The organism is Marinobacterium sp. xm-m-383, from assembly GCF_013283255.1.
Lineage (GTDB): Bacteria > Pseudomonadota > Gammaproteobacteria > Pseudomonadales > Balneatricaceae > Marinobacterium_E.
Map to the genome: position 1 here is coordinate 49,922 of NZ_WBYT01000003.1, position 20,677 is coordinate 70,598.

22 protein-coding genes and 4 tRNA genes are annotated in these 20,677 nt (G+C 48.3%); 7 read left to right on the forward strand and 19 right to left on the reverse strand.

Annotated elements, in window-relative coordinates; all coding sequences use genetic code 11:
• Window positions 1–8: 8 nt before the first annotated feature.
• The 11 genes from pepN to XMM383_RS05875 all read right to left on the reverse strand — a co-directional run bounded on the left by pepN (window position 9) and on the right by XMM383_RS05875 (window position 8,170).
• A complete protein-coding gene (pepN, locus tag XMM383_RS05825) occupies window positions 9–2,612 on the reverse strand; it encodes an aminopeptidase N (protein WP_173484667.1) in 2,604 nt (867 codons plus the stop codon).
• Between the two features lie 11 nt (window positions 2,613–2,623).
• On the reverse strand, window positions 2,624–3,466 hold the full coding sequence (locus XMM383_RS05830) for a DUF2797 domain-containing protein (RefSeq protein WP_173484650.1): 843 nt from the start codon (window positions 3,464–3,466) through the stop codon (window positions 2,624–2,626).
• On the reverse strand, window positions 3,459–3,728 hold the full coding sequence (locus tag XMM383_RS05835; RefSeq protein ID WP_173480573.1) for a YeaC family protein: 270 nt from the start codon (window positions 3,726–3,728) through the stop codon (window positions 3,459–3,461). Before XMM383_RS05835 ends, XMM383_RS05830 begins: the two co-directional genes overlap by 8 nt.
• 80 nt (window positions 3,729–3,808) lie before the next feature.
• Window positions 3,809–4,669, reverse strand: a complete 861-nt coding sequence (locus tag XMM383_RS05840; RefSeq protein ID WP_173480572.1) for a rhomboid family intramembrane serine protease — start codon at window positions 4,667–4,669, stop codon at window positions 3,809–3,811.
• Window positions 4,669–5,631: a metallophosphoesterase gene (locus tag XMM383_RS05845; RefSeq protein ID WP_173494669.1), complete on the reverse strand. Its 963-nt coding sequence runs from the start codon at window positions 5,629–5,631 to the stop codon at window positions 4,669–4,671. The genes XMM383_RS05840 and XMM383_RS05845 overlap by 1 nt, the downstream gene beginning before the upstream one ends.
• A 2-nt stretch (window positions 5,632–5,633) precedes the next feature.
• The gene (locus tag XMM383_RS05850; protein WP_173480570.1) at window positions 5,634–6,518 is read right to left on the reverse strand and encodes an NAD(+) kinase; all 885 of its coding nucleotides are present in this window, start codon (window positions 6,516–6,518) and stop codon (window positions 5,634–5,636) included.
• Window positions 6,519–6,614: 96 nt separating this feature from the next.
• Entirely contained in the window at window positions 6,615–7,529 is a 915-nt protein-coding gene (locus tag XMM383_RS05855; RefSeq protein WP_173494670.1) for a 1-aminocyclopropane-1-carboxylate deaminase/D-cysteine desulfhydrase, read from the reverse strand.
• Window positions 7,530–7,545: 16 nt separating this feature from the next.
• Window positions 7,546–7,621: transfer RNA gene (locus XMM383_RS05860), tRNA-Val, on the reverse strand.
• A 198-nt stretch (window positions 7,622–7,819) separates the two neighbouring features.
• A tRNA-Asp gene (locus tag XMM383_RS05865) sits at window positions 7,820–7,896 on the reverse strand.
• Window positions 7,897–7,900: 4 nt separating this feature from the next.
• A tRNA-Val gene (locus XMM383_RS05870) sits at window positions 7,901–7,976 on the reverse strand.
• A 117-nt stretch (window positions 7,977–8,093) separates the two neighbouring features.
• Window positions 8,094–8,170: transfer RNA gene (locus XMM383_RS05875), tRNA-Asp, on the reverse strand.
• Between the two features lie 169 nt (window positions 8,171–8,339).
• Here XMM383_RS05875 and XMM383_RS05880 point away from each other — a divergent pair.
• The gene (locus XMM383_RS05880; RefSeq protein WP_173484648.1) at window positions 8,340–8,897 is read left to right on the forward strand and encodes a SecY-interacting protein Syd; all 558 of its coding nucleotides are present in this window, start codon (window positions 8,340–8,342) and stop codon (window positions 8,895–8,897) included.
• Between the two features lie 21 nt (window positions 8,898–8,918).
• Here the strand turns inward: XMM383_RS05880 and XMM383_RS05885 are convergent, their stop codons facing one another.
• A complete protein-coding gene (locus XMM383_RS05885) occupies window positions 8,919–9,590 on the reverse strand; it encodes a DNA-3-methyladenine glycosylase I (protein WP_173484647.1) in 672 nt (223 codons plus the stop codon).
• Window positions 9,590–9,988 (reverse strand): peptide-methionine (R)-S-oxide reductase MsrB, encoded by a 399-nt coding sequence (msrB, locus tag XMM383_RS05890; protein WP_173484646.1) that lies wholly within the window; start codon window positions 9,986–9,988, stop codon window positions 9,590–9,592. Before msrB ends, XMM383_RS05885 begins: the two co-directional genes overlap by 1 nt.
• A gap of 163 nt (window positions 9,989–10,151) precedes the next feature.
• Between msrB and XMM383_RS05895 the strand changes: the two genes are divergently transcribed.
• The 3 genes from XMM383_RS05895 to htpX all read left to right on the forward strand — a co-directional run bounded on the left by XMM383_RS05895 (window position 10,152) and on the right by htpX (window position 12,783).
• Window positions 10,152–11,366 carry a pyridoxal phosphate-dependent aminotransferase gene (locus XMM383_RS05895; protein WP_173484645.1) on the forward strand — a complete coding sequence of 405 codons (1,215 nt, stop codon included), beginning with the start codon at window positions 10,152–10,154 and terminating at the stop codon, window positions 11,364–11,366.
• A gap of 80 nt (window positions 11,367–11,446) precedes the next feature.
• On the forward strand, window positions 11,447–11,815 hold the full coding sequence (locus XMM383_RS05900) for a hypothetical protein (RefSeq protein ID WP_173480564.1): 369 nt from the start codon (window positions 11,447–11,449) through the stop codon (window positions 11,813–11,815).
• An 80-nt stretch (window positions 11,816–11,895) separates the two neighbouring features.
• Window positions 11,896–12,783 carry a protease HtpX gene (gene htpX / locus XMM383_RS05905; RefSeq protein WP_173480563.1) on the forward strand — a complete coding sequence of 296 codons (888 nt, stop codon included), beginning with the start codon at window positions 11,896–11,898 and terminating at the stop codon, window positions 12,781–12,783.
• On the opposite strand, the gene XMM383_RS05910 is transcribed toward htpX, so the two are convergent.
• A complete protein-coding gene (locus XMM383_RS05910; RefSeq protein ID WP_173480562.1) occupies window positions 12,780–13,892 on the reverse strand; it encodes an ATP-NAD kinase family protein in 1,113 nt (370 codons plus the stop codon). The genes htpX and XMM383_RS05910 overlap by 4 nt on opposite strands.
• Complete coding sequence (locus XMM383_RS05915; protein WP_173494671.1) at window positions 13,889–15,046, reverse strand: 4-phosphoerythronate dehydrogenase; 1,158 nt, start codon at window positions 15,044–15,046, stop codon at window positions 13,889–13,891. The genes XMM383_RS05910 and XMM383_RS05915 overlap by 4 nt, the downstream gene beginning before the upstream one ends.
• Before the next feature lie 162 nt (window positions 15,047–15,208).
• Here XMM383_RS05915 and XMM383_RS05920 point away from each other — a divergent pair, with 162 nt between their 5' ends.
• The 3 genes from XMM383_RS05920 to XMM383_RS05930 are packed head-to-tail and all read left to right on the forward strand — an operon-like array spanning window position 15,209 to window position 16,689.
• Entirely contained in the window at window positions 15,209–15,646 is a 438-nt protein-coding gene (locus XMM383_RS05920; RefSeq protein ID WP_173484643.1) for a hypothetical protein, read from the forward strand.
• Window positions 15,643–16,227 (forward strand): SCO family protein, encoded by a 585-nt coding sequence (locus tag XMM383_RS05925; protein ID WP_173480559.1) that lies wholly within the window; start codon window positions 15,643–15,645, stop codon window positions 16,225–16,227. Before XMM383_RS05920 ends, XMM383_RS05925 begins: the two co-directional genes overlap by 4 nt.
• Before the next feature lie 9 nt (window positions 16,228–16,236).
• Window positions 16,237–16,689, forward strand: a complete 453-nt coding sequence (locus XMM383_RS05930; protein ID WP_173494672.1) for a copper chaperone PCu(A)C — start codon at window positions 16,237–16,239, stop codon at window positions 16,687–16,689.
• A gap of 4 nt (window positions 16,690–16,693) precedes the next feature.
• On the opposite strand, the gene XMM383_RS05935 is transcribed toward XMM383_RS05930, so the two are convergent.
• From XMM383_RS05935 to XMM383_RS05950, 4 genes are all read right to left on the reverse strand, one after another.
• Window positions 16,694–17,203, reverse strand: coding sequence for a hypothetical protein (locus XMM383_RS05935; protein WP_173480557.1), 510 nt, complete (start codon window positions 17,201–17,203; stop codon window positions 16,694–16,696).
• Entirely contained in the window at window positions 17,191–17,742 is a 552-nt protein-coding gene (locus XMM383_RS05940; RefSeq protein ID WP_173480556.1) for an elongation factor P hydroxylase, read from the reverse strand. The genes XMM383_RS05935 and XMM383_RS05940 overlap by 13 nt, the downstream gene beginning before the upstream one ends.
• A 109-nt stretch (window positions 17,743–17,851) precedes the next feature.
• Window positions 17,852–18,064: a cold-shock protein gene (locus tag XMM383_RS05945; protein ID WP_173480555.1), complete on the reverse strand. Its 213-nt coding sequence runs from the start codon at window positions 18,062–18,064 to the stop codon at window positions 17,852–17,854.
• A gap of 378 nt (window positions 18,065–18,442) precedes the next feature.
• On the reverse strand, window positions 18,443–20,638 hold the full coding sequence (locus tag XMM383_RS05950; protein WP_173480554.1) for a YgiQ family radical SAM protein: 2,196 nt from the start codon (window positions 20,636–20,638) through the stop codon (window positions 18,443–18,445).
• Window positions 20,639–20,677 lie beyond the last annotated feature (39 nt).

The following is a 20,677-nucleotide window of genomic DNA, read 5'->3' on the forward strand; positions in this document are numbered from 1 at the left end:
GACTCCTATTACACCAAGCTCTTACTGACGACTTCATAAACATCGGGCGACAGCGCCTTCTGCTTCATGATGCGTTCCAGTTGAGCTCTCATTAACTTTTGCTTATCACTAGTATAGCGCTTCCAGCGAGTTAAAGGCGTTAACATTCGCGATGCAATTTGAGGGTTCTGTTCATTCAAGCGAATGATCCAATCAGCCAAGTATTGGTAACCCGAGCCATCCGGCGCATGGAATTGAACTGGGTTTGCACTGGCAAAAGCACCAATCAGACTGCGCAGTTTATTGGGGTTTTTTGCATCAAATAGCTCATCGTTTTCAAGTGCTTTAACTCGATCCAGAGCGCCCTCTTTGGAGTCACAGGCCTGCAGTGAGAACCAACTGTTCATCACCAGCGCTTCACCTGACCACTGCTGCTTGAATGCCGCAAGCGCCTGTTTAGCTGCTTGGGCATCTTCAGAGTGAACCAGTGCCGCCAGTGCAGACTGTTGATCGGTCATATTATCAGCGCTGTTGAACTGCTCCATTGCTAACTCAATGGCGCCTTCATAGTTAGCCGCGATCAGGTAACTCAAGGCTAAATTTTTCAGACTGCGCTTAGCCACTTGATCTGCAGTTGGTTGGTAAGCCTCTTTAGAGGTGCAACGCTGATAGACTGCCAACCACTCTGGTGCTAGGGCTTTGCCTAGGGCTTTGACAAAAGCTTTACGAGTCGCGTGAATCGCTTCAACGTCAATGACCTCAGCTAATTCACTCAGATAGGCTTCGCTCGGCAAGGTGCATAACTTAGCGAGCATCGCCTCATCTAAGGACTCATCTTCCAGTAACGCTCGCCAAGCATCTAAAAGCGCTGCGTTGGATTCGACCGCCGCACCCGCAATGCCTGCTTGCAGTTTGTTCACTAAGTAGCGCTGTCCCGACTCCCAACGGTTAAAGCCGTCAGTATCAAAACGCATCAGATGCAGCAGTTGCTCATCCGTGTAGTTAAAACGCAACTTAATCGGTGCTGAGAAGCCGCGAAGCAGAGACGGAGTTGGCTGTTCAGAAAGGCCTTCGAAACTAATGCTCTGTACCTCTTCCGTAAGTTCCAAAACACCTGAAGAGAGTTCCGTCCCCTCCTGTGTGAGCAGTCCAAAACGGATGGGCATATGGAAGGGTGCTTTATGATCTTGACCTGGAGTGCTTGGGCAGCTCTGTTTAAAGGTCAGCTGGTAGGTTCCTGATGCAGCATCCCACTGATCAGAGACCTCAACCACAGGAGTACCTGCTTGGGAATACCAGCGTTTAAACTGTGTTAAGTCGCGCCCTGAAGCCTCTTCCATCGCGGCCACAAAGTCATCCGTCGTAACGGCCTGGCCATCATGACGATCAAAGTAGAGATCCGTCCCTTTTCTGAAGGTCTCTTCACCCAAAAGCTGATGGATCATGCGCACCACTTCTGCGCCTTTCTCATAGACGGTCAGCGTGTAAAAGTTTGAGATCTCGATAAACGATTCCGGTCTCACCGCATGCGCCATGGGGCCAGCGTCTTCAGCAAATTGTGCCGTTCTCAGCAGTGTCACATCTTCGATTCGCTTCACGGTTCGCGAGTTCATATCGGCCGAGAACTCCGCATCACGAAAGACGGTAAAGCCCTCTTTAAGACTTAACTGGAACCAGTCACGACAGGTGACACGGTTGCCTGACCAGTTATGGAAGTACTCATGAGCAACCACCGCCTCTACTCGCTGAAACCCAAGGTCTGTAGTGGTCTTTTGACTGGCTAATACACAACTGGTGTTGAAGATATTGAGGCCTTTATTCTCCATCGCACCCATGTTGAAGAAGTCGACGGCCACGATCATGTAGATATCAAGATCGTACTCACGGCCATAGACCTCTTCATCCCAGCGCATCGATCTCTTTAGGGATTCCATCGCATAGGCAAGCTTGTCGTGATCTTTAGGTTCAGCAAAAATTTGCAGCTGAACTTCACGTCCAGAGGCTGTTGTGAACTGATCTTCAATGCAGCTTAAATCACCCGCCACTAAAGCAAACAGGTAGGCGGGTTTGGGGTGTGGATCCTGCCAAGTAGCCCAATGACGTCCGTCATCAGTGACCCCTTTATCAACGGCATTACCGTTTGATAGCAACACGGGATACTGTTCGGGATCAGCAATGATGGTTGTCTCAAACAGGGACATCACATCAGGGCGATCAAGGTAATAGGTGATGCGTCTAAAGCCCTCTGCCTCACATTGGGTACAGAAGACACCATCCGAACGGTAGAGACCCTCCAATGCAGTGTTCAGCTGTGGCTGAATGCGACAGAGCGTTTGCAGAGTAAATTGATCAGGAACAACCTCAATCGTCAGTGACTCATCCGTGACCTTATACTCGCCTTCAGGCACCTGTTGGTCATTAATGCAGATTCGTTTGAGCTGAAGGTCTTTATCGCCATTTAAAATCAGAGGGGCGTTGCGAAGATGAGATTCGGGGTTACGGCGCATCTGCAATGTTGCAAAGACTAACGTCTCCTCTTCATCCAATTCAAAACGAAGCGCTACTGAGTCGATCAAAAATTCAGGAACACGGTAATCTTTTAGATAAATTGTGTTGGGTTGTTCACTCAAGATTGTCTCTCCAATCACGCGAAAAATTTAATGTTGTACGCGCCAAACTTGCGCAGGTTGATCACGCCCGTATCTAACATGAGGTACTGGCCTTTAACCCCTTCTAGGATGCCCTCTACAATGGGCGTTTTATCAAAGTTAAAACTGGTTACCTTGGTGGGGTGGTTACGCACTGGGAAGTTAATTTCAACGACCTCTGCATCCAGCTTACGGATCGCATCGCCAGATTGAGCACTGATGAGCTGTTGCAAGGGCTCATCACAGAGTTCAAACAGACGATCGCGCTCCTGTTTCAGATCAAGAGGCAGAACATCGCCTTTCAACATGGCACGCCAATTGGTTTTATCGGCCACCTGTTTAGCAAATATCGTTTCAACAAGACCTGACTGCAGGCGGTTATCGACCTCCATAATCGGAAGTGCTTGCACAGCACCCTGATCAATCCAGCGAGTCGGGATCTGGGTTTGGCGAGTAATGCCCACCTTGAGCCCTGAAGAGTTGGCAAGATAGACGATATGCGGGGCAAAACAGTTCTTCAAACCCCAGCTTTCATCACGACAGGTTCCTTCGGCAAAGTGACAGGTTTCAGGCTTAACGATACAGGTGTCACAGCCCGGAAGTTTTTTGAAACAGGGGTAACAGAAACCTTGATTGAAACTTTTATTGGATTTACGACCACAGGAGAGGCAGTTGATTTGTCCGATGTATTCAAGGCGAATGGGTTGGCCAATAAAATCATTCACTAACGGACCAGCCTCGCCGTTCAGGGATAGCTCATAACGGACAGGAGAGTCGAGATGCACTCGCATCTTCTCCAATATACCCTCTGCTCGCAGCGATAAAGCGTCATTAGTCATCGGTTAGGATTCTCAACACGTCAGGCTGCATTGGATCCGAACCATGCTGTTTTCCATCAGGACGAGTACGATCGATGAAACCTACACGCTGATCCTCTGGAATATCACGCGCCACCTCATAGGCAATGACCGCACGCATACTGGTCTCACGCTGTTCAGGAGATAGTTTTTCACCATTGGGCCATTTACCAATTTCAACGGCCACTTTGAGCGCCTGATAGACATCAGGCGTCATGGTTTCGATCATTTTTTCGTAATTCAAACCGCTACCCATTCATTCAAATTTCAAGCGTTCAGAATACCATAGAGAGGATCGTTTGAGAGGGCTTTTGATACTGGCTTTTAAGAGGATTTGGGCAGCCAAACTCGGCTAATCAGTGCGAAGGCCAAACCCGACAGCAGACCGGCCAAATGAGCGGTATTAGCAATAGCCCCTAAACCTATGAATTCCAGCGCTCCGGTATATCCCAGAGCCAACCAAAAAATCATGAACCCAAACAGCGCTTTAGGGAGCCTAAACAATGGCCTACTGCTCAATTGATCCCATAACCAGGTGTAACCCAACACAGCAAAGACGACACCAGAGAGGCCACCAAAGAGCGGGCCCGTCACCCAAAACTGAGCCAGATTAGAGAGAGCTGCCGAGAAAAGCACCAGCAGCAAGAAGTGGGTCGTCCCCTGAAGGCGCTCTATCGAACCACCGATCATCCAGACCCAAAGCAGGTTAAACAAGATATGTAGCAGAGAGAAGTGCATAAACATCGGAGTCCAAATCCGCCACAACTCTCCCGATGAGAGCATAGTACTCAGTGTGTGATACTCAATCTGGCTGGAGCTGAGTGTAAAGTCGGCAAAACTGAATCTCACCATCCAGCTGGCATTGCCACCGAAATCGATGAGCAGCGTGATGATGGCCGATAGGAAAATCAGTAAAGCCGTCGCAGGCAGTTGTTTTAGCTCTGAAATTTTAAAGGGGGATCGGCTTTTAGGGTTGTGAACTTGCACATTGATGCTAGCGAGATCCCCACCCTCTCGCCAATATTGAAAGAGTTCGAGGACTTTTTCGCGGTTAATGTGGGCCGCAACAAAGAGTGTTTGGCTGTCACCCTCTTCCACCACCCGATGAGGAATGGCGTTAGCCCATAAAAATTGGGTGAACTCTGTTAGATCGACCGTTAGATCGGTTTTAACCACAGGAACCACTAGCGCGGGAACTCCGCATCGACATCGACCCAGATGAACTTGCTGCTATCGAGCGTCTTTTCACCATCGAATCGGTAGGCCACCAACTTACCGTATTTAACCGCACTGTAATCTAGGCAGGCGATGTTATCGGCAACCGGTTTAGGTTCACCTTCACACCAGTAGTGGCCGATAAACAGTGGCCGCTCATCGCGCGAATAGAACTGCAGATCCACGTAATCAGCGGGTGTTAGCTCGGTACGAGCTATATGCTCCGGCAAAGGATCAGGTTGAAACACCACATCCCCCATTCGTTTAGGCTCTTGCGCCCAGAAACGAGTTCTGAAGAAGTGGCGTCTAAATCCATCTTTGCTGATCATCACTTCATTGTTGGGCAGTCGCAAATGGGTGCCACGGGTCAATCGATCCATGACCAAGAGCTCAAAACTGTGCGGTTTGACAGAGTTCAAAAGAAATTGCTTATCCACGACTGGAGCAGAACCTACTCGCTCTTTTAAACGGTTGATCAAGGTTGAGTGCCAACAGGCATGCACCACTCGCAGATCATCATGCTCGATGAACAGTGGAATCGACTCAATCCAATCCAACAGCTCTTGTTCATCCGATTGACGATGAGCAAATTGATCTAAAGTCTCTTGAACAATGCGTTGGTGTCTGGGCGTGTGCTCACGAAGAAAGTCACCACTACCATCACCCTTAGGCGTTTTATAACAATAGTAGTTGTATTCGTGGTTACCCATGACAATTTCGGCGCCCGACTTTTCCACCATGGCCCGAACGATCTCATAGGTCTCAACAATGCGTGGACCACGATCGATTACATCACCGAGGAAAATAACGCGGCGGTTAGGGTGACGGTATGCACCATCAATTTCCCTGTATCCCATGCGGTTGAGCAGAAGCTTTAAACTCTCGCCGCAGCCGTGGATATCGCCAATTAAATCTATACCCTGTCTCTGCAAAACTACTTATCCCAGAGCTTTGAGCTCCAACCGAGCTTGGTCCGGCAGGTGCTGTAAAAATCGTAGTTTTCTGGGTGGAGCAGGCGCAGCTTTTGTGGCTTCTTACTGATCGTCACGGTATCACCAGGCGCCAAAGCGATGTTACTTTGGCCATCACAGGCTACGGACGGGTATGTTTCATTATTTTCACTGATCACCAGTTTCAGCTCAGAGTTACCGTCTACCACAATTGGGCGGCTTGATAGTGTATGCGGGAACATTGGAACTAAGACCAACGCGTCCAGTTTAGGGTGCATCAGAGGACCACCGGCTGACAGTGAGTAGGCGGTAGATCCTGTTGGTGTTGCGACGATCAAACCATCTGAACGCTGGGTGTAGACATACTGACCTTCAATCCAGAGTTCAAACTCAATCATTCGAGTCGCTTTACCTGGGTGCAACACACAGTCGTTAAGGGCCGTTGTCTCGGCGATGGGTTCGCCATTGCGCTTCACGGTGACATCCAGCAAGAAACGCTTATCAACTACGTAGTGGCCTTCTAGAACCTGATCGACCATCTCTTCGATCTCTTCAGGTTTAATATCCGTTAGGAAGCCAAGATTACCGCGGTTAACACCCAACACAGGCACATTTGACGACGCCAATGAGCGTGCAGCCCCAAGCAGACTTCCGTCACCACCCACTACGATCACCAGATCAGCCACTTCGCCCATCAGCTTTTGCGGCGAGACCTGCAGACCATGGCCAGGCATTAGCTCTGAAATCTTATCGTCAATGACAATGTTCAAATGACGCTGCTCAAGAAAGCGAATGAGCTGCTTCATGGTATCGATGACTTTTTTACTTCCTAAGCGGCCTATAAGACCAATATTGCGAAATTGATACATACCCTGTGCGTTTCCCTGCGGATATCAATGAATGATTAGACAGCAGTATAAAGCTTGTAGAGGGAGAACGTTAGCCGACCTAGGTGTTAAAAGCCGTTAAAAAGGGAGAGGGCCGACAAACTCATTTGCCAGACGGTTGATACGTTCTTGCTGAGCCCTAAGACCTTGCAAACCTCCGGTATGAACCATCAGTAGACGCTTCCCTGTTAAACGATGCTTGAGATACTGACGATTCAGATAGTGGAATACTCGCAAGGTATAGATTGGGTCTAGCAGTAGACCTAGAATCTGAGCTCGAACCTGAGTGGCCGCTAGTTCAGCAGTCACCTTGCCATAGCGTTGCTGCAGAGCCACCTCAATAGACCACTGCACGGATTGCTCCGTTTGAAGATGACCTGCTTGTGTCAGCAGCTCACTGACACGTTCATTTAGGTCGGCGAGGCTTCCTAGAGCAGACAACCCAATCAGCTCGACTCCATCAGGCGCTCCAGCGACTAAACCCGCCAAAGTTCCCCCAGATCCCACCGCCACATAGACCTGATCGTAGACGCGATTCTGCAAACAGGCTTGATGCCAGATAGAGGCACAGCCTTCGACGGCGCTATGATTACTTCCCCCTTCCGGTATCCAGTAGGGATTGATTAACTGATATTGATCCGCCAGCGACTGAGTAGGCTTTTCACGATAGGTGTCACGATCGATGAATATCAACTGCATGCCGCAGGCTTTAGCATCCTCAAGTGTTGGTGTGGATTGAGGTTCACCGCGAATAAAACCAACCGACTTAAGCTCTAGATTCTGTGCCGCGTAGGCCAGTGCGTGAATATGGTTGGAGTGAGGACCTCCAAAGCTGGCCACTAGATCACCAAGGTTGAGTTTAGAGAGATTAGGGAGCAGTTTGAACCACTTATTGCCCGAAATCAGACGATCAGTTTGATCTAGACGCAATAAATCAAAACTAAAGCCGTTAGGTAGATTTATAGTTTCGATAGAGATTGAAGGTGTCTGCATGAATCAGAACTCGATATGGTGGGCGAAGAGGGGTTCGAACCCCCGACCCTCTGCTTGTAAGGCAGATGCTCTCCCAACTGAGCTATTCGCCCATATCGTAGGCGTGTGCTAATTCGTTGGAGCATTGTCATCGACGATGCGATGAATCGCGACCTTTTCAAGATCGCTCCAACAAAAGCTGCAGAATCAGAGAACTGCGAACTCGTAAATGGCGGAACGGACGGGACTTAGCGACCCTGAACATCCCACATGAGCTGACAGGCAGGTATTCTAACTTGTCAATCTCAAAATGGCGGAACGGACGGGACTCGAACCCGCGACCCCCTGCGTGACAGGCAGGTATTCTAACCAACTGAACTACCGCTCCGTTATGGTGGGCGAAGAGGGGTTCGAACCCCCGACCCTCTGCTTGTAAGGCAGATGCTCTCCCAACTGAGCTATTCGCCCATAACGGTGGCTTGCGCCGTATCTGTAGGAGCATTGTCGAAGACGATGCGAAAATCGCGACCTTTGCAAGATCGCTCCTACAAGAAGTGCAGAATTAGAGGACTGCAATCTCATAAATGGCGGAACGGACGGGACTCGAACCCGCGACCCCCTGCGTGACAGGCAGGTATTCTAACCAACTGAACTACCGCTCCAGCAGTAACTGAGCATTGCTGCTCAAGAACAGGGTGCGAATTTTAATGGCTTTTCGATCAGAGTCAAACCTTTATCCGATATTTTTCTAAAAAATAGCGATTTTTTTAAACCAAACTGAAGGTTGATTATTTGTTAACCTACGCGCTGGATAAATTAGAGAGAAATGACATGTCCGCCGTTACCGCTCAATTGACTCGCCTCTTCGACGAATTCAAAACCGAATGCAAACAACAGGGTAATCCAACACTTCTGGTTGAAGAGGATTGGTTGAGCCCTGCACTGCTGCCAGGCTATGAGGTTGACCAAGAGTCTGAGTGGTTACCCAGCCCTATCAATAACTCGACTCTGGACATGTTTGAGCGACTTTCAGAAGCTCTAGAGATAGAGATTCCCCAATCGATCATTGATTACTACACCAGTTATTGGTCACAACCCATCTTAGCAACCCATACCGAGGGCGAATTAAGTCTCATCTTTGTCTGGAACCCTGAGGATCTGGAGCGCTTAAGAGAGAACCTCATTGGCCATGCTCTGAACAAAAGACGCTTGCGACAAAACATCAGCTTCTTCTTTGCTACTACTGAACCGGATGGCGATCAGATTCTTTCGGTGGAGAGCGACACAGGTCGTGTGCTTCTAGAGAAGCCAGGACAGAAAAAGTTCAGTGTCATTGCTGAAGATCTAGAGAGCTTTCTCAGCCAGGTGACTTGTATCCATCACCAGTGACCCTACTGATTAGGAGGTCGATTAACCAATCGACCTAGCCAAAAGACGACTGATTTGGCACAGATCAACGCCAGATTCACCGCGCCACTGATTGAATGCTTCTTGAACCAGAAGTAGATCACGCTTAGCCGTGGGACGCTTATCAACAACGCCCTGCGCCTTTAACGCGACCACCACATCATCTGTCAGGACTGGACTGTCACGACCAATAATTCTAAGTGCATAGGCTCCTGAGTTACCACCCAACTGTGCCCCCTCTTTTTTCAAGTAGCTCCACAACCCTAAGACAGTATCCTCGACCGGCCAATCAGCCAAAAACTGACCAAAGCTACCTTGTTTTTGGCTGACTTCATGAATCATCAAAGCGTTGATACGAGTTGCTTTAATTTTTCCAAAGTGGCGAATGAGATCCCTGTTCTGCATTAATGCATCGAGGTGATCATCACTCATCAACGAGACCTTTTCAGGATCGAAACCAAAGAATGCTTTTTCAAAAGCAGGCCACTTACCATCCACTAACGAGCGCTTGAGCCCTGCACAGAAGATACGCCAGGTCATTGCGGACAATATGCGATCATCCGGAGTGGCCATAAGCTCTGTCCGATTAGCCGCCCGTGGACCTAGCAGCTCGGCCTCACTCCAATCGGGGTAAAAATGCTTAGCCTGTTGCAGAAGGTGTGAAAAAGGTTTCATCAGTGATCCGGTTCAAAATTAAGAGATGCAGAGTTGACACAGTAACGAACACCGGTTGGTTGTGGGCCATCCGAGAATATATGGCCCAAATGAGATCCACACTGACTGCAGGTAATTTCAGTACGCACCATACCTTGTGAGTGATCAGGATGCTGATCTACCCTACCCTCACCCAACTCATCAAAGAAGCTAGGCCAACCGCATCCGGAATCATATTTCAGAGAGCTATCAAAGAGTTCAGCATCGCAGCATTTACAGCGGTATAAACCTGATCGCTTCTCATCAAAATAGGCACCAGTGAAGGCACGTTCTGTCCCTTTCTGGCGACATATGTAGAACTCTTCAGGTGACAATTTATCCCGCCAGTACTCATCGTCTTTTAAATCATCATATTGCATTATGAAAAACCTCTCTAAGAGCTCGGTAAACTCTATACCCAAACCGAGCAAAGTCGTATAGTTACTACTAACACGGTTTGCTTATCAACACGTTGGAAGTACGACGTATTCTACTCAAATCGATCCCCTTTAAATTAATCTCCCCGTGAGAAGAGCTCTACCGATGTCTCAGATTAGAAAGTCCAACAAACTCAACAATGTATGTTACGACATTCGTGGACCTGTCCTTCAAGAAGCAAAACGCTTGGAAGAGGATGGCCACAAAATTTTAAAACTGAATATCGGTAACCCGGCCCCATGGGGCTTCGATGCCCCTGACGAGATTGTTCAAGACGTTATCTACAACTTGCCAAGCGCGCAGGGCTATTGTGATTCAAAAGGGCTGTTTGCGGCTCGTAAAGCAGTCATGCAGGAGTCACAACGCAAAGGCATCAAAGATGTCACCATCGAAGATATCTACATCGGCAACGGTGTCTCTGAGCTGATCGTGATGGCAATGCAGGGGCTTCTCAACGATAACGACGAGATGTTAATCCCTGCGCCAGACTACCCGCTATGGACCGCTGCCGTCAGCCTAGCGGGCGGGACACCGGTTCACTATCAGTGTGACGAGGAGCGCGAGTGGTTTCCAAACATTGAAGACATTCGCAGCAAAATTTCTGAGCACACCCGTGGGATAGTGGTGATCAACCCCAACAACCCAACTGGTGCGCTGTACCCAGAATCGGTTCTTATGGAGATTATCGAACTAGCGCGTGAACACAATCTGATCATCTTTGCTGACGAGATCTACGATAAAATTCTTTACGACGAAGCGAAACACACCTCGATCGCATCACTGACAGATGATGTGTTGGTCTGTACGTTTAACGGATTATCCAAGACTTACCGTGCGGCGGGCTTCCGTTCAGGTTGGATGTTTATAAGTGGTCCTAAGCACACGGCAACCGACTACATCGAAGGCTTAGAGATGCTGGCGAACATGCGTCTGTGTGCAAACGTACCGGCGCAGAATGCCATTCAAACTGCACTTGGCGGATACCAATCGATCAATGAACTGATTGTTCCTGGTGGTCGCCTATGCGATCAGCGAGATATCGCCTACAAGATGCTAAATGAGATCCCCGGTGTCAGCTGCGTTAAACCCAAAGGGGCAATGTACTGTTTTGTGAAGTTAGATCCCGAGATCCATCCCATCAGCAACGATGAGAAATTCGCACTGGATCTACTTCAGCAGCAAAAGGTGCTAATTGTGCATGGTAGCGGTTTCAACCTTCCGGATACTCAGCACTTTAGGATTGTATTTTTACCGGAACCAAGACTCTTGGAAGATGCCATCTCTAGAATTGGCACCTTCCTGAAAACCTACAAACAGTAACCCGAGCTCTACGGAATGGAGTCATGTCGTATCACTGTCACAATTAGCGACTATAGTGCGACTAACTAACAGGAGTAGTTATGTTTTTAAAGATCAAAAAAGATCGCGGTATTAAGATGAACCACAACGGCATGGATAAGAAGCTGGTTGTGGACATCACATCAAACTTTCTAATCAACATGGCGCACATTGGTGAGATCTCTTTCTACTCACAACATGAACCGCGCCAGCGCGTTGACCTAGCGGGACACTCATTTACTCAACCGGCAGGCACTCTGGTCATTCACTTGCAAATGGCTCACACCTACGCATCGATGACCGGTGATAGTCGTGAAGGGATCAACCGCGTGCGTGAAAAGGTCTACTACAAACTCTATTTCGCACCAGAGAACATCGACTCTTACCAAGAGTTGCGTAACGCTATCGAAGCTCGCGTCGTTAACCTTTAAGAGTTCACCTTTAAGGTTGAATTTAGGTTGCTTCGCCACAATTTGTGTTAATAGATAAATTGTTTGAGGAAGCAACCTAAATGCTCAGAATAATCCTTTTCTTAGCGACCAACCTTGCCATCATTCTGGTGGCCAGCTTGACGCTTAACATCCTTGGCGTTGGTCCATACCTAACATCGAACGGCCTAGACCTTGGCGCTCTACTAGCCTTTTGTGCAGTGTTTGGTTTTGCCGGCTCATTTATCTCTCTGTTTATCTCTAAGTGGATGGCGAAGAGAACAACGGGCACTCAAATTATTGAGCAACCTCGCAATGCCGAGGAGAAATGGCTGGTTGAAACGGTGGCAGAACTGGCTCAAAAAGCCGGTATTGGCATGCCAGAAGTGGGGGTATTCCCATCCAATGCAGCGAATGCCTTTGCGACTGGCTGGAATAAGAACAACGCACTGGTTGCGGTCAGTAGCGGTCTGCTTTCGCGATTCAAAGCCGATGAAGTGAAAGCGGTGCTAGCACACGAGGTAGGTCACGTTGCGAATGGCGACATGGTGACTCTGTCGTTGATTCAAGGGATTATCAATACCTTTGTGATGTTCTTAGCTCGTATCGTCGGTTACGCCGTTGATAGCTTCTTGCGCCGTGGCGATAACTCAGGCGGTGTTGGTATAGGCTTTTACATCGCGACCTTTATCGCTGAGATGGTCTTTGCCGTATTTGCTCATATGATTGTGGCTTGGTTCTCGCGTCGCCGTGAGTTCCGGGCAGATGAAGCGGGTGCAGACCTAGCGAGCAAGCAGGGCATGATTAATGCTTTGCAAAGACTGCAGGCTGAATCGGGTCAAGCGCAAGAGCTATCCGGACAGCTCACGGCCTTTGGCATCAGCAGCATCAAGAAGCAGGGCTTTATGGAGATGTTTGCGAGCCACCCTCCTCTAGCAGCTCGTATTGAGGCTCTGCAAAACCGCCGTTAAATTCCGACTCGGTAGATAACGGCGTCTCGATAACCGGTGTGCACCGCCACCACACCGGTTAGTTTTCGATCCAGCTCTGGGTCACCACTGTCAATAATAAGCGGGCGCCCATTAAGTCCGACGATTTTAGAGCGTGTCGCAACGACATAGAGACCCGGTAGACCTACCTTTTGAATCAGCTGCGGGCTCAACTGTTGATTACCGCGACCAAGAAGATGCCCCTGCCCGCCAATCGGTGTGATGACAATCTTGAAAGGCGCATCCCCCACTAGCTCAAGTAACTGCTGTGCTGAACAATCACTAGCGACAACCTCTCCATCTTTAATAAGATCGGTACCCAACAGCGTATTTTCGAGTCCCAACTCATCCATGATCGCCGCGACGGTTGTGCCGGATCCCATCACATAGAGAAGTTCGGGATCCATCTGCTCAACAAAATCGGCCGCGATATCAGCGACTACAAGCTCTTCAACCTCTTTGCCGCCCTCTTTCACAGACTGCACATACTGATGCTCTGCAGGCACAAGCAGTTCGCCATAATATTTTGCACGAACTCGGCCCTGCCTAAACTCAGACTCATCAATATCGCGAACCTCAGCCTGCTCCATGCGAACCAGACGCCCTTCGATAAGATCAGTAATTAATGACCCTGCTAGCGAAGGGGTCAGGGTATAGACGCCTGAATGAATCTTCACACCCGCCGGAACGCCAAGGACAGGCACCTGTTGCCCAATGGCTTCATAAATATTGCGTGCCGTACCGTCACCACCCGCAAACAGAATGAGATCGACACCCTCGTCAACCATTGCTCTAGCAGCGATCAACGTATCCTCTGCACTGGTCGGCCAGTGCTGCGGTGAACCTAAGACAAGGCACTCTAACTTTAACTCTTTAATTGACTCTTCACCCATGGCACCGCCCCAGGTAAACAGCTCAATTTGATCACTCTTTATGGCCTCAAGGGCGTGACGCATTTTGACCGGAGCAAGCTGCTGAGCACCTCGGCTTAAAGCCTCATCTCTGATCGCTTCACCATCACTCCCTTTCAATGCAACACTGCCACCAATACCGGCATAAGGGTTGACCAATACGCCTAAGCGAAACTTCATACCTGCACCTCATCCACCTTAAACCCTAAAGCTGCAAGCTGAACTTTCATCGCGCCTGTCGTCTGACCGGTCAGCTTCAGCGATGAAAACTCTCGACGCACCGGGTAACTCTTTCTCAATTGATCAAAGGCTTTAGGTTGATTTTTCGCAGGGGTCAAAGAGTCCATAAAATGCTGATGATCCTCTTTTATGGAGTAGACAGATTGAATCACTTGCTGAACGGTTGTTTGTCGAGTTAATTCAAGCATTGGGGTTGGATAATCAATAAATAGGCTGTCGAAAGAGACAGAAACCTCAAGACCCAAAATCTCACAGTAACGCTCGTACAGCATATAGGTTCCGCGTAACTTACCCTCTAAACTGTAACCCGCTATATGGGGCGTACCGATCAACACACGACAGGCCAATTCACGGTCGACTGTCGGCTCCTCTTCCCACACATCCATCACCAGTGTGACGTCAGTTCTCTGCTTGGCAAACTTTAAGAGTGCTTCACCATCGATGGTGGGCCCCCGTCCAGCATTTAAAAGCAGTGCTCCTGGACTCAGCTGCTGCAGAAGCGACTCGCCAATCAAGTGATGGGTTGCATGCTCACCGCTGGTGGTTAACGGCAGATGACAACAGACAGCATCCGACTGGGCCATTAACTCTGCGAGAGGGGTATCTATAAAGGAATGATCCCGAAGAGCACGAGGGGGATCTGATACAAGGACATTAACCCCCAGTGCAGTTAAACGGCTAACTAACCGAGAGCCTACATTACCGGCACCGACCACCCCGTATGAGAGGCTCAGTGGATCTAAGGCTCTCTGTTCGGCATATTCATAAATAGCTGCTAGCGCATAATCCACAACCGAATCGGCATTACAGCCTGCTGCGTTAGTAAAGGGGATTGCGCGCTCAGTCAGGTAGTGAGAATCCATATGATCCATACCTATGGTCGCCGAACCGATAAATTCTAACGGTTTAGCCTCACTCAATAACTGTGCATTAACTTGGGTAATAGAACGTACCAGAAGCGTATCAGCATCAGCCAACTGACTGGGTTCTATTGAGCGACCCGCCACACGGCGAACTTCACCGAAGGAGGAGAACAGTGCCTCAACGGCCGGCATATTCTCATCTGCAACAATGACTTTTTTGAGCTTTATCATGAACACCCCTTTTGAAGAGCTGTATTATACGGTCTATCGATAAAAGTGCGATCTGAACTGATACCACTGAGGCTGTGTAAAAAGCCGTGTAAATAAACGTAAAGTTGGTTCACTGTTAGACTCGAGCATGAAAACATACGCACAATAGAGTTAGGAATTTAAGTGACTAATCCACCTAAGCGAATCGTTATCAGTCTGTTTCTGCTCAGTTCCGTAGTACTGTTAATCTGGGCTTCGCAACTCTTTTTGGGACCAAAACCGGTGTCACATTGTGATATCAACAGCGGCAGATGCGAAGTCGTTAACGATGATATTCGGTACCGCTTTACACTGGGTCCGATGCCAGCCCGGTCTTTAAACAGTATGACACTGACGGCTGAAACTGATCTACCTGAAGTCAATCGAGTTTGGGTCGATCTGCAAGGTGCCGATATGTACATGGGTGTTAACCAGTTTGAAATGCAAAAGAGTGAACACCTATGGCAGGGTAAGACTCAGTTAGCCGTCTGTACCACTGGAACGATGACCTGGCTAGCAAAGGTGATTTTTGAAACGGATTCGAAACAAGAGATTGTTGAATTGAGGTTTGACGCACGATGAAGACTCGCAATAAAAATCTACTCGTTATTGTGATGCTGATATTGGCAGCCGTCATTGTTAGCTTGGTTTACCTAAAGCCCAATAACAGTTACCAACCGATTCAGCTGGGTGGTGAGTTTCAGGGTAAAAGTATTGATGGCGATCTGTCACTGAGTGACTTCAGAGGCAAGTTGGTACTGCTCTATTTTGGCTACACCTCTTGCCCCGATATATGCCCCACCTCTTTAACCAGTATGAAGTTTGCTTTCAATGAACTCGATGATGAGCAACTAAACCAAATTCAACCCATTTTTTACAGCGTCGACCCTGATCGGGATTCACTGGAACAGCTACAGGTCTACTCTCAGTTTTTCTCGCCTCTCATTCTTGGTATGACCGGCAGCCGTCAGCAGATCGACAGCGCGATTAAACTGTACGGGGCTTACTATCGAATGGTCGAGCAGCCTGATTCAGCGATGGGCTACACCGTCGACCACTCTTCTAAAATCTATCTAATCGATCAACAAGGTGAGTTTCTAGGAAGCGTCTCACACAACAATCCCAACCAACTTGTTGAGAAAATCCGTTCCATCTTGCAGTAGGAAACTAAGATGAAAAAACTGTTAATCGCGTCACTTTTAACAAGCACCCTTGCCCAGGCCGAGGTCGAGATTTCAGATGCGCGTGTGCGTGCTGTTCCACCGGGCCAGAAAATGACCGGCGCATTCATGGATATCAAAAACAGTGGTGCCGATCTTCAAGTGGTTTCAGCTGAGTCCTCTATCTCTAAAGTGGTCGAGCTGCATACTCATATCAAAGATGGTGAAGTGATGCGTATGCGAAAAATTCCTGCCATTGATCTGCCAGCAAACAGCACCACTCATTTGAAACCAGGCGGCCTACATGTGATGTTTATCGGACTAAAGGAGCCACTCTCCATCGATCAGACAATCGATCTGAAATTAAATTTCAGTGATGGAACTAGCCAAGCATTAGAAGTGCCCGTCAAAATGATTCAAAAGCCTGGTATGAAAAAAGAGATGAAGCAGGATATGCAGCATTGATCGATCAGCACATCTTACAGCCACGGGTACGACTGTCGAAGTGGCTGTAGAGTGCTAGACAGGCATCAACCTCTGACTCCAACACTCCCAGCAGTGCCGCTTTATAACCGTCAATATACTCCACCCGATATCCGTCTATCTCTTGAGTCACCCGATAGGATTTGAAACCGACACGATAGACCCCTGAGTAGTGTGGATAATCCATTAGAGATTGCTCTTGGTATGCCACCACTGGCCAACTCTGCTCAATTTTCAGCGCCGGCACTTTTAATGGGTTGTCGTTATGCAACGCAAGAAAGTACTGTAACTGCTCGACATGATCAAATACACCGAGCACCCACACACCTCGATCTGATTGACCCAGTTCCTGCTCACCTTCAGCGTAAAGATACTCTTTTGTCGGCAGCGTCAATCTTAGATAGTTAAAGCGATTAGTAACGCTAGCAAAGAGAGACCAGTCATCGCCTTTGGCCTGTAAAAGCCAATCGGTTGCAGTGATACTTAACTGGCGCACGAATAACTCTCTAATTGGAACTGATCGACACTCAGAGGCTCCACAGCATAGAGTGTTCTCAGAGCTTCGCTGAGCGCTTTCAAGCGTGGGTTCATTCCATTGTCGAGTAGTTGATGCACCCTGTTAAGAACAGCCTCTTTAAAGCTATCTGAAGCTCCTAACCCTTGAGAGAGGTTATCGGCACTGAAATGAAATTTTCGACCCGCCGATACCGTTAGAATCCACTCATAAGCTTGAGGGGATACCTCCACTCGCTCAAACTCGGCTTGCTCTTCTTCTGTACGGCCATCTGGCTTGTACCAGTAACCGAAATCTTCAAGCAGTCGTCTTTTTGGACCCGCCACACACCAGTGAGCAATCTCGTGCAATGCGCTTGCAAAGAAGCCATGTGCAAAGATAATTCGATGATGAGGATAATCGGAATCGGCAGGCAAGTAGATAGGCTCCCCATCACCGCGAACCAGTTCGGTATTAAGGGATTCCAAAAAGAGAGTATTAAAACACTCAATCAGTTGATCGACTTGAGGATCGAGATCCATATCAGGCTCCAGAAAAAGACCGTTAGATTATAGTCGGGTTAAAGTCTGTAATTAATCTGACAGGCACAAAAAAAGCGCCATATGGCGCTTTTTTCTAAGAATCTTACTCTTATGCTACAACAGTTACGTTGTCAGCTTGAGGACCTTTCTGGCCCTGAGTAACCTCGAAAGTTACCTGCTGGTTTTCAGCTAGTGTACGACGACCAGTACCGTTGATAGCACGGAAGTGAACGAATACGTCTGGACCGTTCTCCTGCTGAATGAAACCAAAACCTTTCTCGTCGTTAAACCATTTAACTGTACCAGTTAGCTGCTCTGACATTTCTTGCCTCTTAATCCTGTCCCATTTAGGAACTTTAGTGCATCCCCGAGGGGAGTTATCTACCAAGTCAATGACTTGGCCTGAGTGCGACCTGTGCCGCGAACTAAATTACAAGCCTATCTTGTAACCCAGTTATTTATTAGCAGGATGAAGTGACAAAACGATGACACAACACTCAAAACTAACAAAATTAGTGCTTAGTTCAGAGTGGAAAAGGAGCAGAAGATCAGATGCGAAGTTTTACTTTCGGTGTTCCAGCCAACCCTAGGGTTAAGCTCTAGTGCAACTTGTTTCTCTGGACGTTTCAAACGCCACAACGTAAACAACTGAGTTAAGTTTAATCCAGTTAGTGCCGAATACAACTATTTTTTATCAATGTTACGCTTTTTGCCGCTTTTTAACGCTAGATGACCCTTTTTTAGCCTTACCACGAGGTGGCAAGCCTGTATGCTGAGTCAATAATCTACCTTTTTTAACACTCTTACTTTGCTTATTAACGTTCTTACGGCGCGGACTCTTATATTGATCACCCTCTGAATTGTTTGAAGGAATCAAATGATTAGGGCCATCGCCTATCAAGTCAGCACGTCCCATCGACTTCAGAGCCTCACGTAACAGCGGCCAATTTTCAGGGTCGTGGTAGCGTAGGAATGCTTTGTGTAAACGACGCTGTTTTTCACCTTTGACCGTCTCAACCCGCTCTGAAGACTTTTTGTAGCTTTGACGTTTCAGAGGGTTACGACCGGTATGGTACATGGCGGTAGCGGTCGCCATCGGTGAAGGGTAAAACGCCTGCACCTGATCCGCTTTAAAGTCATTGCGCTTTAACCAGACAGCGAGATTCATCATATCTTCGTCAGTGGTACCGGGGTGCGCAGCGATGAAGTAAGGAATCAGATACTGATCCTTCCCTGCCTCTTTAGAGAAGCGTTCAAACATCTTCTTAAACGCATCGTAAGTACCAATGCCCGGCTTCATCATATGATCGAGCGGACCTCGTTCAGTATGTTCAGGCGCGATCTTTAGATAACCACCAACATGATGGGTCACCAGCTCTTTCACGTATTCAGGGTCTTCCACAGCCAAATCGTAGCGAAGACCTGACGCAATCATCACCTTCTTCACACCTTTTGTTTTGCGTGCTTTGCGATAAAGCTCCGTCAATGAGGAGTGATCAGTATTTAAGTTGTGGCATATCTCCGGGTAGACACAAGAGAGCTTACGACAGGACTTTTCGATCTCCGGTGACTTACAGGCGATGCGATACATATTGGCCGTGGGCCCGCCTAAATCTGAGATAACCCCTGTAAAGCCTGGGACTTTATCTCTGATCTCTTCAATCTCATTTAAAATCGATTCGTGAGAGCGATTCTGAATAATGCGCCCTTCGTGTTCTGTAATGGAGCAGAAAGTACAACCGCCAAAACAGCCGCGCATGATGTTCACCGAAAACCGAATCATCTTGTAGGCAGGGATCTCTTGCCCTTTATAGATCGGGTGTGGAACACGTGCGTAGTTAAGCCCGAAAACGAAATCCATCTCTTCAGTGGTCAATGGAATCGGAGGTGGATTCAACCACACCTCTTGATCACCATGCTGTTGGACTAACGCGCGAGCATTACCGGGATTTGTCTCTAAGTGGAGTACTCTGCTCGCATGAGCGTAGAGAACAGGATCTTTAGAGACTTTTTCAAATGGGGGAATGCGAATGACTGTTTTACTGCGATCAAGGTGCACCTTAGGTTCAATATGCAGAACCTGAACTTCATCAGCCTCAGGCTCCTCTTTGGAACCCTTTTCCAACGCACACTGTTCAAGGTCTCGGGTGTTAACATAGGGGTTGATCATTCGATCAATTTTGCCCGGTCTATCGATACGAGTGGAGTCTATCTCCATCCAGCCCTCGGGCGTATCCGTGCGAATAAAAGCGGTGCCTCGGACATCGGTCAAGTCGCCAACCGATTCGCCGGCTGACATTCGCTGAGCCACTTCAACAATGGCACGTTCAGCATTACCGTAGAGCAATATATCCGCCCTGGAGTCGAGCAGTATTGAGCGACGAACTTTGTCTTGCCAGTAGTCATAATGAGCAATACGACGCAGTGACGCTTCGATACCTCCCAATACAATGGGAACCTCTTTATAAGCTTCTCGACAGCGCTGGCTGTAGACAATGCTGGCACGATCAGGTCGGCTACCGGCTTTACCACCCGGCGTATAGGCATCATCAGAACGAATTTTACGATCGGCCGTATAACGGTTGATCATAGAATCCATGTTACCCGCCGCAACACCAAAGAATAAGCGAGGCTTACCCAATACTTTAAAGGCCTCAGCACTCTGCCAATCTGGCTGAGCAATAATACCTACCTTGAAACCCTGCGACTCCAGCAGACGGCCAATGATGGCCATACCAAACGATGGATGATCAACATAGGCATCACCGGTCACGATAATGATGTCACACTGGTCCCAACCCAACTTCTTCATCTCAGCTTTAGACAGCGGCAAAAACGGTGCGTGCGGAGCATCGTTACGCTGAGCAATCGAGGTGATTGTTGGAGTGGCTTGCATGATCAATCCAGAGATCTAATGAGTATGGTGAAATTATAC

Coding starts and splice junctions, on each gene's coding strand:
- XMM383_RS05830 (WP_173484650.1), bottom strand. CDS start 3,466: ATGACTAATGACGCTTTATCGCTGCGAGCAGAGGGTATATTGGAGAAG.
- XMM383_RS05850 (WP_173480570.1), bottom strand. CDS start 6,518: ATGTATCAATTTCGCAATATTGGTCTTATAGGCCGCTTAGGAAGTAAA.
- XMM383_RS05855 (WP_173494670.1), bottom strand. CDS start 7,529: ATGCAGACACCTTCAATCTCTATCGAAACTATAAATCTACCTAACGGC.
- XMM383_RS05880 (WP_173484648.1), top strand. CDS start 8,340: ATGTCCGCCGTTACCGCTCAATTGACTCGCCTCTTCGACGAATTCAAA.
- XMM383_RS05885 (WP_173484647.1), bottom strand. CDS start 9,590: ATGAAACCTTTTTCACACCTTCTGCAACAGGCTAAGCATTTTTACCCC.
- msrB (WP_173484646.1), bottom strand. CDS start 9,988: ATGCAATATGATGATTTAAAAGACGATGAGTACTGGCGGGATAAATTG.
- XMM383_RS05895 (WP_173484645.1), top strand. CDS start 10,152: ATGTCTCAGATTAGAAAGTCCAACAAACTCAACAATGTATGTTACGAC.
- XMM383_RS05900 (WP_173480564.1), top strand. CDS start 11,447: ATGTTTTTAAAGATCAAAAAAGATCGCGGTATTAAGATGAACCACAAC.
- htpX (WP_173480563.1), top strand. CDS start 11,896: ATGCTCAGAATAATCCTTTTCTTAGCGACCAACCTTGCCATCATTCTG.
- XMM383_RS05910 (WP_173480562.1), bottom strand. CDS start 13,892: ATGAAGTTTCGCTTAGGCGTATTGGTCAACCCTTATGCCGGTATTGGT.
- XMM383_RS05915 (WP_173494671.1), bottom strand. CDS start 15,046: ATGATAAAGCTCAAAAAAGTCATTGTTGCAGATGAGAATATGCCGGCC.
- XMM383_RS05925 (WP_173480559.1), top strand. CDS start 15,643: ATGAAGACTCGCAATAAAAATCTACTCGTTATTGTGATGCTGATATTG.
- XMM383_RS05930 (WP_173494672.1), top strand. CDS start 16,237: ATGAAAAAACTGTTAATCGCGTCACTTTTAACAAGCACCCTTGCCCAG.
- XMM383_RS05940 (WP_173480556.1), bottom strand. CDS start 17,742: ATGGATCTCGATCCTCAAGTCGATCAACTGATTGAGTGTTTTAATACT.
- XMM383_RS05945 (WP_173480555.1), bottom strand. CDS start 18,064: ATGTCAGAGCAGCTAACTGGTACAGTTAAATGGTTTAACGACGAGAAA.
- XMM383_RS05950 (WP_173480554.1), bottom strand. CDS start 20,638: ATGCAAGCCACTCCAACAATCACCTCGATTGCTCAGCGTAACGATGCT.